Here is a 14,006-nt window from a genome sequence, read left to right on the forward strand (position 1 = left end):
GTCGAACAGGAGTGTCGTCACCCATGCTGTACCGTCGTTTCGAGCAGTTGATCGACATCTTCCGCGAGGCGCCGAGCGAGGCGCCTCCCGGCAAGGTCTGGCCCTTCTATCTCTATTATTTGCGCCAGGTCTGGCCGAGCTTCGTCGCCTTGCTGATCGTCGGGCTGATCGCCTCGCTGATCGAGGTGGCGCTGTTCAGCTACCTGAGCCGGATCATCGACCTGGCCCAGGGTACGCCCAACGCCAACTTCTTCAGCGAGCACAGTGGCGAGCTGATCTGGATGCTGGTGGTGGTGCTGGTGCTGCGGCCGGTGTTCTTTGGCCTGCACGACCTGCTGGTGCACCAGACCATCAGCCCGGGCATGACCAGCCTGATCCGCTGGCAGAACCACACCTATGTGCTCAAGCAGAGCCTGAACTTCTTCCAGAGCGACTTCGCCGGGCGCATCGCCCAGCGCATCATGCAGACCGGCAACTCCCTGCGCGATTCGGCGGTGCAGGCGGTGGACGCGCTGTGGCATGTGCTGATCTATGCCATCAGCGCACTGGTGCTGTTCGCCGAGGCCGACTGGCGGCTGATGCTGCCGCTGCTGGTGTGGATCGCCTGCTATATCGGCGCGCTGTACTACTTCGTGCCGCGGGTGAAGGAACGCTCGGTGATCTCCTCCGATGCCCGCTCCAAGCTGATGGGGCGCATCGTCGATGGCTACACCAACATCGCCACGCTCAAGCTGTTCGCCCACACCGACTACGAGCAGCAGTACGCTCGCGAGGCGATCAGCGAGCAGACCGAGAAGACCCAGCTGGCCTCGCGGGTGATCACCAGCATGGACGTGGTCATCACCTCGCTGAACGGCCTGCTGGTGGTCGCAACCACGGGCCTTGCCCTGTGGCTGTGGAGCCAGTCGCTGATCAGCGTCGGTGCCATCGCCCTGGCCACCGGCCTGGTGATCCGCATCGTCAACATGTCGGGCTGGATCATGTGGGTGGTCAACGGCATCTTCGAGAACATCGGCATGGTCCAGGACGGCCTGCAGACCATCGCCCAGCCGGTCACCGTCAGCGACAAGCCGCACGCGCCGGCACTCAAGGTCAGCCGCGGCGCGGTGCGCTTCGACCATGTCGACTTCCACTACGGCAAGGGCGGCAAGGTGATCGATGCCTTGAACCTGGATATCCGCCCCGGCGAGAAGATCGGCCTGATCGGCCCGTCCGGCGCCGGCAAGTCGACCCTGGTCAACCTGCTGCTGCGCCTGTATGACATCGACAGCGGGCGCATCCTCATCGACGGCCAGGATATCGCCGAGGTCAACCAGGCCAGCCTGCGCGCTCAGATCGGCATGATCACCCAGGACACTTCGCTGCTGCACCGCTCGATCCGCGACAACCTGCTGTACGGCCGGCCGGATGCCAATGACGAGGAAGTCTGGGAGGCTGTACGCCGGGCGCGGGCCGACGAGTTCATCCCGCAGTTGTCCGACGCCCAGGGCCGTACAGGCTTCGACGCCCATGTCGGCGAGCGGGGCGTGAAGCTCTCCGGCGGCCAGCGCCAGCGCATCGCCATCGCCCGGGTGCTGCTGAAGAACGCGCCGATCCTGATCATGGACGAGGCCACCTCGGCGCTGGACTCGGAGGTCGAAGCGGCGATCCAGGAGAGCCTGGAGACGCTGATGCAGGGCAAGACGGTGATCGCCATCGCCCACCGCCTATCGACCATCGCCCGCATGGACCGGCTGATCGTGCTGGACAAGGGGCATATCGTCGAGAGTGGCAGCCACACCGAGCTATTGGCGCAGCGTGGCCTGTATGCGCGGCTGTGGCATCACCAGACGGGTGGGTTCGTCGGGGTGGATTGATACAGAAAACGCCATGGGAAAATCAGCTTGGGAGCGGGCTTGCCCGCTCCCACGAGCCCCTTGATCTTCATGCCTGGCGATATGGCAACATCCCCCGCGCCTCCTCGGCATAAGCCCGCACCCCGACCCGCTCCTGTCCGAGAAAATCCTCCACCGCCCGGCGCAATCCCGGATGCAGCAGGTAATGCCACGACCGCGTGATCACCGGCTCGAAGCCGCGAATCAGCTTGTGCTCACCCTGGGCCCCGGCATCGAAACGCTGCAGCCCTTCGCCTATGGCGAAATCCATGCCCTGGTAGAAACAGGTCTCGAAGTGCAGACGGTCGAACTCATCCAGGCATCCCCAGTACCGTCCATACAGGCTGTCACCGCCGATCAGGCTGAGCGCCATGGCCACCTCGCGCCCCTGCTGGCGGGCGATGACCACCCGGATGGCCTCGGGCATTCGCTCGGCGATCAGGCTGAAGAATTCACGGGTAAGGTAGGGCGCGCGCCGGCGCACGGCGTAGGTGTTGGCGTAACACAGGTAGACAAAATCCCACTGCGCCTCGCTCAGCTCGTCGCCCCGATACCAGGCGAAGTCGATCCCCTGCCCCGCCACCTGTTCGCGCTCCTTGCGCATCTGCTTGCGCTTGCGTGAGCTGAGGGTGTCGAGAAAGTCCTGGAAGTCCCGATAACCCCGATTGCGCCAATGGAACTGGCAACCCAGGCGTTCCATCCAGCCTGGCAGACCGGCGAGTGCCTCATCCAGCGCAGTGTCGGTGAAGTTGATATGCGCACCCGATAGCCCGCCCTTGCCCAGGTACTCGGGGATGGCCTGCAACAGCAACAGGCCATCGCTCGGGTCAGCGGCCAACAGGCGTGGGCCGGTCACCGGGCTGAACGGCACCGCACCCAGCAGCTTGGGGTAGTAGGCGATACCTGCGCGCTCGCAGGCATCGGCCCAGCCGTGGTCGAACACGTACTCGCCGAAGGAATGCCATTTGCGGTACGCAGGCAGCAGCGCCCGCACCTCACCGTCGCGTTCCAGCACCAGGTGTTCGGCGGCCCAGCCAGTGTCAGGCACCACGCTGCCACTGTCCTCCATGGCCGTGAGGAAGGCATGGCGCAGGAACGGCTGGGCGTCAGGCACCAGCGCGTCCCAGGTGGTCGCCGGCAGGTCGCGCAGATGGGCAAGGCTGTGGAGGCTGATCACGTTTCCGACTCGCTGAAAAGAGAGTGCCAGTATTGCCAAGTCGACCGTGACACTCAAATGACGGCCGCTTTACTTAACAACAGTGCCACTGTTTAGACATTATTCTGTCATTCGCCCCCGCAATACTTGCGCCTGTTTTCCGGAACCCCAGAACCTGTCTAGTCAGGCCCTTTCCGAAGACATGCCAACTTGGGGGCGGGCGCTTGAGCCTCCCCACTTTTTCCAACAGGGAGAACCTTATGCGTCTTGTTTCTACACTTACCGGAGTGAGCCTCACCGGCATGATGCTGGCTCTGAGTACTCCGGCCAGTGCTGCTGTCGACGCCAAGCTGCTCGAAATGCTCCGCGCCAATGGCTCGATCAACCAGGCGCAGTACAACGAACTGCAGGGCGACCTGGCAAAGGAAACCAAGGAAAAGGCCGACCAGAAAGCCCAGTCCGAGCGCATGAGCTCGTTCGAGCAGAAAGTGGCGTGGGCCGCCAAGACCCAGATCAAGGGTGATGTGCGCCTGCGTTACGAAGACGTCAACGTCGACAACCCGATCTCGCGCAGTGGCAACCAGGACCGTGAGCGCGTCCGCGCCCGTGTCGGCTTCTACAGCGAGATCAACCCGCAAGTGGACGCCGGCGTGCGTGTGGCCACCGGCAGCAGCGCCGATGCCCGCTCGACCAACCAGAGCCTGGACAACTACTTCGAGAAGAAATCTCTGTGGGTCGACCTGGCCTACCTCGACTGGCACCCGACCGCCATCCCCAACCTGCACCTGATCGGCGGCAAGATGGCCCAGCCATGGGTGAGCATGGGCGACATCATCTGGGACAGCGACATCAACCCCGAAGGCGTGGCGGTCACCTACAAGACCAACCTGGGCGCCACCGAACTGTTCGGCAGTGCCGGCCACTACACCCTCAAGGACAACGTCGACGGCGACGGCGTGCAGTTCAAGCACGACGCGCAGCTGTACCACGGCCAGCTGGGTGCCAAGTTCAACGCGGCCGACACCCTCAAGTTCACCGTGGGCGGCAGCATCTACGGCTACGACAACGACAAGGAGTCGACCGTCCTGCGTGCCCTGGGCAACACCACCAACGAGTTCAACCTGGTGGAAGGTTTCGGCCAGGTGGACTTCACCGGATTTGCCATCCCGCTCTCGGCCTATGGCCAGTTCGTCAAGAACACCGAAAGCACCGACGGCAAGGACAAGGCCTGGCTGGCGGGCCTGAAAACCAAGGTCGGCGCCTGGAGCCTGGACTACAACTACCGCGACGTGCAGCGTAACGCGGTGGTCAGCGCCTTCACCGACTCCGACTTCGGCAACGGCTTCACCGGTTCGCGTGGCCACAAGTTCAAGGTCGGCTACGAGATCGACAAGAACTTCTCGCTGGGCGCGGCCTACCTGATGGCCAAGACCGACTTCTCCAACCTGCCGAACAGCGATGCTGACGTAGACACCCTGCAGGTGGATCTGGAAGCGAAGTTCTAAGCAACAGGCTCCTTGGCTCCACCCTGAAGCGGGAAATGCTGACCCCATCCAGCATTTCCTGCTTTTTTTGCTCTGTCAGAAATGCGTCGGCCCTATCGCCGGCAAGCTGACTCCCAAGAGAAATATGCACCACTGTGGGAGCCGGCTTGCCGGCGATTAGGGCCGGAGCAGGCGAAACGGGTATCAGCGCTTGCGCAGGATCACGCTTCCAATCGAATAACCCGCGCCGAACGAGCTCAGCACACCCAGCGACCCCTTGGCCAGGTCATCCTGGTACAGGTGGAAGGCAATCACCGACCCTGCCGAGCTGGTGTTGGCATAACGGTCGAGAATCACCGGCGCCTCTTGCTCGTCCACTTCGCGGCCCAGCAGCTTCTTGACGATCAGGTGGTTCATGCTCAGGTTGGCCTGGTGCAGCCAGAAGCGCTGGACGTCGCTCGGCTGCTGGCCGTTTTCGTCCAGGTGCTGGCCGATCAGTTCGGCGACCTTCGGGCAGACTTCCTTGAATACCTTGCGGCCTTCCTGCACGAACAGCTTGTCGCGCGAACCGATGCCCTCTTCCGCGGCGCGGTTGAGGAAGCCGAAGTTGTTGCGGATGTTATTGGAGAACGCGGTCCACAGCTTGGTGCTGACGATATCGAACTGGTGCGCGGAGGTGGCCAGGTCGGCACGTTCGATCAGTACCGCGGTGGCGGCGTCACCGAAAATGAAGTGGCTGTCACGGTCACGGAAGTTCAAGTGGCCGGTGCAGATTTCCGGGCTGACCACCAGCACCGCGCGGGCCTGGCCCAACTGCACGCTGTTGGCAGCCGTCTGGATGCCGAAGGTGGCCGACGAACAGGCGACGTTCATGTCGAAGGCGAAGCCCTCGATACCGAGCGCCTGCTGCACTTCGATGGCGATGGCCGGGTACGGGCGCTGCAGGTTGGAGCAGGCGACAATCACCCCGTCGACATCGGCGGCGGTGCGCCCGGCACGTTCCAGCGCCTGACGCGCAGCGGCAACGCCCATTTCGCAGAGGATCGACTGTTCGTCGTTGGAACGCTCCGGCAGGCGCGGTTTCATGCGCTGCGGATCGAGGATGCCGGCCTTGTCCATGACGAAGCGGCTCTTGATGCCCGAGGCCTTTTCTATGAAGGCGGCATCGGACAGCGGCGCCGCCTCGACTTCGCCACGCTCGATGGCGGCGGCATTGTCACGGTTGAAACGCTGTGCCCAGGTGTTGAAGGACTCCACCAGTTCTTCGTTGGAAATGCTCTGGGCCGGGGTATACAGGCCGGTGCCGCTGATGACGACGTTGTGCACGGTCGTTCCTCTGGTCAAAGGCCATCGCCATGCGGCGCAGGCCGGGAAAAGGGCAACATAATGGCACCTTGGTACCAATTCACAGACGAGGGCTGGGCCCTCGATCGCTGGCAAGCCAGCTCCCTCAGTTCAATGCGTACCCTGTTGGAGCTGGCTTGCCAGCGATGGGCCGCAAAGCGGCCCCAAATTCCGTCAAGTTTGCCACAAGTTGCAACGGTTAGGCTTCCACCTGACTCCACTGCTTGCTCAGTCGCTTGTCGGAAACCGGAACCTTGGTCCCCAACTGCTGGGCAAACAACGACACCCGGTACTCCTCCAGCAGCCAGCGGTACAAGGTAAGTTGCTCATCGCGCTTGCCTTCCTGGGCATGCTTGTCGGCACGGACCTGGTATTGCGCCCAGCAATTGGCCAGCTCGCCACTCCACACCCGGTCCTTCTGCACCTGCGACCCCAGCTTCTCCAGGCGCAGTTCCACCGCCTTGAGATAACGCGGCAATTCCTTGAACCAGGCCCCCGGCGTCTCGCGCACGAAGCCCGGATACACCAGGTTGGCCAGTTGCTGCTTGATATCGTTGAGTGCCACCGCCTGGCTCAGGTCGATCTTGCCCTTGAAGCGCTTCTGCAAGCCATGCCACAGCTTGAGCACCTCCAAGGTCAGGCGCGCCAGGCGCTCGGCATGCTCGCTCCAATTACCACGCTTACGCTCGGCCAGCGAGGCCAGGGCGGCGCCATCACGGGGCAACGGGTCTTCGCCTTCGAGCACGCAACTGTCGAGACTGGCCAACAGGATATCCTCCACCAGTGCCTCGACCCGGCCCAATTCGCGATACAGCAGGCCCAATTCGGTCAGCCCCGGCAGCTTGCCGCGCAGGAACTTGGCCGGCTCGGCCAGCTGTTGCAGCAGCAGGCGCTGCAGGGCACGTCGGTGCTGGAACTCGGCCTCGGCCTGGGTCGAGAACCGTCCCTCGCGCACCGTGCCGTTGTCCTCGACCAGTGCCGGGTACACGGTCATCGACAGCCCGGCGATCTTCTGCTGGGCGATCTGCGCCACTTGCTCGAATACCTTGGCCTGCACCGGCTGTTCGGCCTTGTCGTTGCGCGGCAAGGCCAGGGCGGCCTGGCTGGCGGCGGCAAAACGGGCAGTCAGTTCGGCCAGATCGCGGCCTTCGCCGAGGAACTTGCCCTGGGCATCGACCACTTCGATGTTCATGCGCAGATGGCCTTCCACCAGCCCGGTCGCTTCCGCCCAGGCCTCGTCGGACACCCGCGCCCCGGTCATGCGCAGCAGCTCATGGCCCAGTGCCTGGGGCAATGCGCCCTGGCCGAAGACCATGCGCGACAGTGCCGCCTTGACGAAGTCCGGCACTGGCACGAAGTTCTTGCGCAGGGCCTTGGGCAGGTTGCGCACCAGGGCGATGCACTTGGCCTCGAGCAGGCCCGGCACCAGCCATTCCAGGCGTTCGCCCGGCAGGTTGGGCAGCAACGGCGCCGGCACCCGCACGGTCACGCCGTCACGTGGATGGTTCGGTTCGAAGTGGTAGCTCAGCGACAGGCGCAGTTCGCCCACCTGCAAGTGATCCGGGTACTGCGCTGCGGTGACCTCGCTGGCCTCGCGGGCCAGTACGTCCTCCTCGCGCATGATCAGCAGGTTGGCGTCCTTCTGACTGGTCATCCGGTACCAGGCATCGAAGGTCGCGGTCTGGTGGATCTCCGCGGGCAGGCGCGCTTCGTAGAAGGCGTACAGCGTTTCTTCGTCAGCCAGAATGTCACGCCGACGGGCCTTGGCCTCCAGTTCGTCGAGCTGCTCCAGCAGGCGCTTGTTGGCCGCCAGGCACTTGGCCCGGGACTGGATCTCGCCGCCGACCAGGCCATCGCGGATGAACAGCTCACGGGAAGTGGCGGGGTCGATCGGGCCGAAATGCACCGGGCGGCGTCCGACCAGGATCAACCCATACAAGGTGATCTGCTCGTAGGCCACCACCTGGCCGCGCTTCTTCTCCCAGTGCGGTTCGAAGTGGTTCTTCTTGATCAGGTGGGTGGCCAGCGGCTCGATCCAGTCCGGTTCGATCTTGGCCACCATGCGCGCATACAGCTTGGTGGTTTCCACCAGTTCGGCGGCCATCACCCATTGCGGCCGCTTGCGGCCAATGCCCGACGACGGGTGAATCCAGAACCGCCGTTGACGCGCGCCCTGGTAGTCGCCCTCCTCGGTCTTCTGGCCGATCTGGCTGAGCAGGCCGCTGAGAATCGCCTTGTGCATGCGCTGATAGTCGCAGGCATCCTTGTTCATCGTCAGTTGCAGGTCGCGACAGATCAGCGCCAGCTGGCGGTGGGCGTCGCGCCACTCGCGCAGGCGCAAGTAGTTGAGGAAGTTCTTGCGGCACCAGTTGCGCAGCGGGTTGGCGGTCAGCGCCTGGCGCTGCTCCTCGAAACCGCGCCATAGATTGACCAGCGCGGCGAAGTCGGAATCGACATCCTTCCACTGGGCATGGGCCTGGTCGGCGGCCTGCTGGCGCTCCGGTGGGCGCTCGCGCGGGTCCTGCACCGACAATGCGCTGGCGACGATCAGCACTTCCTGCAGGCTGCCCTGGCGGGCACCTTCGAGCAGCATGCGGCCCATACGAGGATCTATCGGCAGACGCGCCAGCTGGCGGCCCAGCGGCGTCAGCTGGTTCTCGCGGTTGACCGCCGACAGTTCCTGCAACAGGTTGAAGCCGTCGCTGATGGCCTTGCCATCCGGCGGCTCGATGAACGGGAAGGCGTCGATCGCGCCCAGGCGCAGGTGCAGCATCTGCAGGATCACTGCCGCCAGGTTGGTGCGCAGGATCTCCGGATCGGTGAACGCCGGCCGGCCGTTGAAATCATCCTCGCTGTACAGGCGGATGCAGATGCCCGGCTCGACCCGGCCGCAGCGGCCTTTACGCTGGTTGGCGCTGGCCTGGGACACCGCCTCGATGGGCAGGCGCTGGACCTTGGCGCGGTAGCTGTAGCGGCTGATGCGGGCGGTGCCGCTGTCGATCACGTAGCGGATGCCCGGCACCGTCAGCGAAGTCTCGGCGACGTTGGTCGCCAGCACCACGCGCCGGCCGCTGTGGGACTGGAAGATCCGCTGCTGCTCGGCCGGCGACAGCCGCGCATACAGCGGCAGGATCTCGGTGTGGCGCAACTGCGCCTTGCGCAGGATCTCGGCGGCGTCGCGGATCTCGCGCTCGCCGGGCAGGAACACCAGCACGTCGCCCGGGCCCTTGCCCTGGCTGCGCTCGTGCTGGGCGATCTCGTCGAGGCTGGCGAGGATCGCCTGGTCGACCGAGAGGTCTTCCTCGACCTGGTTGCCCTCCTCGTCCTGCTCGCTGGTCAGCGGGCGGTACCAGGTTTCCACCGGGTAGGTACGGCCGGACACCTCGATGATCGGCGCGCCGTCGAAGTGCTTGGAGAAACGCTCCAGATCGATGGTCGCCGAGGTGATGATCAGCTTCAGTTCCGGACGGCGATGCAGCAGGGTCTTGAGGTAGCCGAGCAGGAAGTCGATGTTCAGGCTGCGCTCGTGAGCCTCGTCGACGATGATCGTGTCGTAGCGTTCGAGGAAGCGGTCGTGCTGGGTCTCGGCCAGCAGGATACCGTCGGTCATCAGCTTGACCAGGGTGTTCGAATCGCTCTGGTCCTCGAAGCGCACCTGGTAGCCCACCAGCGCCCCCAACGGCGTGCCCAGTTCCTCGGCGACCCGCGCCGCCACACTGCGCGCAGCGATCCGCCGAGGCTGGGTGTGGGCGATCAGGCCGCGGCTGCCACGGCCCAGCTCCAGGCAGATCTTCGGCAACTGGGTGGTCTTGCCCGAACCGGTCTCACCAGCGATCACCAGCACCTGGTGCTCGGCCAGGGCCTTCTTGATCTCGTCGCGCTTGGCGGCGATCGGCAGGTTGTCGTCGTAGCGAATGCTCGGCACGCTCTGCTGGCGCGCGGTGACCTGGGCGCAGGACGCCTGGACCTTTTCCACCCACTGCGCGAGCTTGCCCTCGTCGGGGCGCTTGCGCAGTTCGTGCAATTGCCGACGCAGCCGATGGCGGTCGGCGATCATGGCGTGGTCGAGGTTGTTCAGCAGTTGGTCGATGGCGTGGTCTGTCATGGGGCTTTTTAATGATGCAGGCGAATGCTGCTTTTTCATGATCGGCAGGCGTAAGAGGCGCGATTGTCGCAGATTTGCGAAATCGATGCTGCCTGTGCCCGCCGTTCAGTCGCGGTCACGTTCGAAATAGCGGGAACGCTTGAACAACAACGGGGCAGCAATTGCCACGAAAAAAGCTGACCAACCAATACCATCAAGTTGCAGAAACTGTTCTTCACCCAGTTGAGTACAGGCGGTGATCCCGGTGACGTTGAACACGATGTAAAGAAAAACCCTGATGCACCTTGACCGGCATGCCCAGTCGACCAACGTGCCGACCACGAGGGCATAGCAAATACCATAAAGCACCCACATATCCGCTCCCCTTCAGATAATCAACATCAGGCTGCTGGATTGGGGACCAATACCGCCTTTCACGGTTGCTGATAGCGATGCCAGTACATCCCCAGCATGAAAAGTAGGAATCTTATTCTGAATCAACCACCCCACAGCTCCGGTGACGGCGATCCCTGCGACCGCCGCCGCAGGCCCACCTGCCATTGCTAGCGCGACATCCGCCGTCGCTTTACCCGCTGCGGTACTGAAAATGCCCGAAACCCTGTACCTCTGCTGATTGAGGCTGTCCCCCTGCTGGCGAGTTAACGGCCGTGATACCGCAACCGTCATCAGGCAAGGCCGCTGCCCTGCCAGCATCCGGTCGTAAAGCTCCGCCATTTTTTCAACGACCCGATAGTGCCCGGCATGAACCCATGGCAGACCCGTTTGCCGGATTTGGCAACATTCTCCTGGCTGGATGATGAACTCGCTGACATCGAAGACGATCGCGTGATGTGCAACTACCTGATAAGTCCTTTGTGCTTGCATGGCTGTCCCTGTCGCTTGCCTATCCTGCAGAACTTAGCGACTTTCACCTCTGGCCCTGGCCCTGCAAATTAGCCTGGGTCCGATAAAGCTGTGGGAAGCTTCCTAAGCTCCTGCGAAGCGGTGGGCAAACCTTGCCAATGTTTAGCCCCCACCGGAATGAACGTCGCCATTCACTGCTTTAATCAACCTTAAAGGCCATGTGAGTATCCAGGGATGCTTCCCGACCCGATGATCGCCCGCTCGCTGCCCCACCCTTCATTGCCGAAGGCCCGGGCCCGTGCCGGTGAAAATCCGTTGGTCCATATCATCCTGGCGTTCTGGGCGCTGTGGCATTGTCGTCACGCGCGCCCACCGGACACTTCGCTCACGCACTCCTGACCCGACCCGGCCATCCTCTGGCCGATTGACTCAGCCTGACCGCTCGCCTGCGCGGCGGTCCCGTGTGCCCCAGAGCGAATCCACCATGCACTTTGCCCCTGCCGAGCAAGCCAGGCGTTTCCTGGCCGACAACCCCGATATCGACCTGATCGAACTGTTCATCCTCGACGCCAACGGCGTACCCCGCGGCAAGCTGTTGCATCGCGAGGAACTGCTGGCGGTGTTCGACAGCGGCCGCCCGCTGCCCAGCACCATCCTCGGCCTGACCCTCAATGGCGATGATGTCGAAGACTCCGGCCTGGTCTGGGACGTCGGCGACATCGACTGCCGCGCCTACCCGCTGGAGGGCAGCCTGGTGCGCCTGCCCTGGCGCCGGGTGCCGACCGCCGCCGTGCAGGTCAGCATGCACCCCAGCGAAGGCCTGCCGGCCAGCGTGGCGGATCCGCGTCATGTGCTGCTGCGGGTGATCGACGCCCTCAAGGCCGAGGGTTATCACCCGGTGATGGCCTGCGAGCTGGAGTTCTACCTGCTCGACCAGCAGCGCGACGCCCAGGGCCGCCCGCAGCCGGCGCTGGACAGCGACGGCGGCCGCCCGCGCGGTACCCAGGTCTATGGCTTGCGCGAGCTGGAGCAGATCGAACCGTTCCTTGCCGGTCTGTATGCTGCCTGCAAGGCTCAGGACATCCCTGTGCGCACGGCGATCTCCGAGTACGCCCCGGGGCAGGTGGAAATTACCCTGGAGCACGGCAATGCGCTCCAGGCCATGGACCAGGCCGTGCGCTACAAGCGTCTGGTCAAGGGCATTGCCAATGCCCATGGCATGCAGGCCTGCTTCATGGCCAAGCCGTTCGCGCAACTGGCCGGCACCGGCATGCACATGCACCTGAGCCTGGCGGACGCCGCTGGCAACAACCTGTTCGCCAGCGAAGACAAGGCCGGCACCCCACTGTTGCGCCAGGCGGTGGCCGGCATGCTGCGTCACCTGCGTGAGTCGCTGCTGCTGTTCTGCCCCAACGCCAACTCGTTCCGCCGCTTCCAGGCCAACAGCTATGCCCCGCTGGCGCCGACCTGGGGCGTGGACAACCGCACCGTCAGCCTGCGCGTGCCCGGCGGCCCGGCCAACAGCCGGCATGTGGAGCACCGTATCTGCGGCGCCGACGCCAACCCCTACCTGGCCGCCGCCGCGATACTTGCTGCCGCGCACCAGGGCATCCGCGAACAGCTCGATCCCGGCGCGCCGGTCGAAGGCAACGGCTATGCCCAGGCCAGCGAGTACCTGCCCACCGACTGGCTGACTGCCCTGGAAGCCCTGGAGCAGTCGGCCTGGGCCAGGGAGGCGCTGGGCGAGGCCTTCCTCGGCGTATACCTGAAGGTCAAGCGCGCCGAGTACCGCCAGTTCATGGCCGAAGTCGGCGAACAGGACTGGCGCTGGTACCTGCATCAGGCCTGACAGACGAACTACAACAAGGAACACCCATGAACGCAGCACTGAACAACAGGCCGGCCCAGCGTGCGCCGTCCTACTACAGCGCCACCCTCAATGACGCGACCGAATACCCCACGCTCAAGGGCACGGTGCAGGTGGACGTGGCGATCATCGGCGGCGGCTTCACCGGTGTGGCCACTGCGGTGGAGCTGGCCGAGCGTGGCCTGAAGGTAGCCATCGTCGAGACCAACCGCATCGGCTGGGGCGCCAGCGGGCGCAACGGTGGCCAGGTCACCGGCAGCCTGTCGGGCGACGAGGCCATGCGCGCGCAGATGCGCGACCGCCTGGGCGCCGAGGTGGACGACTTCATCTGGCACCTGCGCTGGCGCGGCCACCAGATCATCGAACAGCGGGTCGAGCGCTACGGTATCCAGTGCGACCTCAAGCACGGCCACCTGCACGCGGCGATGAAACCGTCGCACATGACCGAACTGCGCGCCTTCGAGGCCGAAGCCCAGCGCCGCGGCATGGGCGACCTGGTGCAATTGCTCGACCGCGACGCCATGCAGCAGCACCTGCAAAGCCCGCTGTACCTTGGCGCGTTGAAGAACCACCGCAACCTGCACCTGCATCCGCTCAACCTGTGCCTGGGCGAGGCCCGCGCCGCCCATGGCCTCGGCGCGCTGGTGTTCGAGAATTCCGAAGTGCTGGAGATCATCCACGGCCCCCGCCCGGCCGTGGTTACCGCCAACGGGCGCATCGAGGCACGCCAGGTGATGCTGGCCGGCGACGTCTACCACAAACTGGAAAAACGCCAGCTCAAGGGCAAGATCTTCCCGGCCATGGGCGGCATCGTCACCACCGCGCCACTGGGCGACCTGGCCGACCAGATCAACCCGCAGGATCTGGCCGTGTACGACTGCCGCTTCGTCCTCGACTACTACCGTCTGACCGCCGACAAACGGCTACTGTTCGGCGGCGGCGCCAACTACTCCGGGCGCGATTCGCGAGACATCGAGGGCGAGCTGCGCCCGTGCATCGAGCGCACCTTCCCGGCACTCAAGGGCGTGCCGATCGAGTTCCAGTGGAGCTGCGCCATGGGCATCGTGGTCAACCGCATCCCACAACTGGGCAAGCTGTCGGACAACGTCTGGTACTGCCAGGGGTACTCCGGGCACGGCATCGCCACCAGCCACATCATGGGCGAGATCATGGCCGAGGCCTTGACCGGGACGCTGGAGAAGTTCGATACCTTCGCGGCGTGCAAGCACATCAAGGTGCCGATGGGCGACTTGCTGGGCAATCCGCTGCTGGCGGCGGGGATGTGGTACTACCAGATGCTGGAAAAACTGCGCTGAGCTACATAACGCAAAAC

The 14,006-nt window shown here is 64.2% G+C and carries 9 protein-coding genes; 4 read left to right on the top strand and 5 right to left on the bottom strand.

The genetic code is table 11. From position 1 onward, the window contains the following. Positions 1-23 precede the first annotated feature (23 nt). A complete protein-coding gene (locus tag AAHK21_RS06720; RefSeq protein ID WP_367856806.1) occupies positions 24-1,856 on the top strand; it encodes an ABC transporter ATP-binding protein in 1,833 nt (610 codons plus the stop codon). Between the two features lie 67 nt (positions 1,857-1,923). Here the strand turns inward: AAHK21_RS06720 and AAHK21_RS06725 are convergent, their stop codons facing one another. Continuing rightward, positions 1,924-3,051 carry a GNAT family N-acetyltransferase gene (locus AAHK21_RS06725; protein WP_313047748.1) on the bottom strand — a complete coding sequence of 376 codons (1,128 nt, stop codon included), beginning with the start codon at positions 3,049-3,051 and terminating at the stop codon, positions 1,924-1,926. A 239-nt stretch (positions 3,052-3,290) separates the two neighbouring features. Between AAHK21_RS06725 and AAHK21_RS06730 the strand changes: the two genes are divergently transcribed. After that, positions 3,291-4,535, top strand: coding sequence for a putative porin (locus AAHK21_RS06730; protein ID WP_046856651.1), 1,245 nt, complete (start codon positions 3,291-3,293; stop codon positions 4,533-4,535). Between the two features lie 183 nt (positions 4,536-4,718). On the opposite strand, the gene AAHK21_RS06735 is transcribed toward AAHK21_RS06730, so the two are convergent. The 4 genes from AAHK21_RS06735 to AAHK21_RS06750 form a co-directional block, all read right to left on the bottom strand. Further along, positions 4,719-5,840 (bottom strand): beta-ketoacyl-ACP synthase III, encoded by a 1,122-nt coding sequence (locus AAHK21_RS06735; RefSeq protein WP_367856807.1) that lies wholly within the window; start codon positions 5,838-5,840, stop codon positions 4,719-4,721. 217 nt (positions 5,841-6,057) lie between these two features. Next, entirely contained in the window at positions 6,058-9,963 is a 3,906-nt protein-coding gene (gene hrpA, locus AAHK21_RS06740; RefSeq protein WP_367856808.1) for an ATP-dependent RNA helicase HrpA, read from the bottom strand. Between the two features lie 105 nt (positions 9,964-10,068). After that, positions 10,069-10,317, bottom strand: coding sequence for a hypothetical protein (locus tag AAHK21_RS06745; protein ID WP_367856809.1), 249 nt, complete (start codon positions 10,315-10,317; stop codon positions 10,069-10,071). A gap of 12 nt (positions 10,318-10,329) precedes the next feature. Continuing rightward, positions 10,330-10,827, bottom strand: a complete 498-nt coding sequence (locus tag AAHK21_RS06750) for a hypothetical protein (protein WP_367856810.1) — start codon at positions 10,825-10,827, stop codon at positions 10,330-10,332. 463 nt (positions 10,828-11,290) lie between these two features. Here AAHK21_RS06750 and AAHK21_RS06755 point away from each other — a divergent pair, with 463 nt between their 5' ends. After that, positions 11,291-12,655, top strand: a complete 1,365-nt coding sequence (locus AAHK21_RS06755; protein WP_367856811.1) for a glutamine synthetase family protein — start codon at positions 11,291-11,293, stop codon at positions 12,653-12,655. 26 nt (positions 12,656-12,681) lie between these two features. Then, a complete protein-coding gene (locus tag AAHK21_RS06760; protein WP_367856812.1) occupies positions 12,682-13,989 on the top strand; it encodes an NAD(P)/FAD-dependent oxidoreductase in 1,308 nt (435 codons plus the stop codon). Positions 13,990-14,006: the final 17 nt, after the last annotated feature.

The organism is Pseudomonas sp. TE50-2, assembly GCF_040813665.1.
Classification (GTDB): Bacteria; Pseudomonadota; Gammaproteobacteria; order Pseudomonadales; family Pseudomonadaceae; genus Aquipseudomonas; species Aquipseudomonas soli.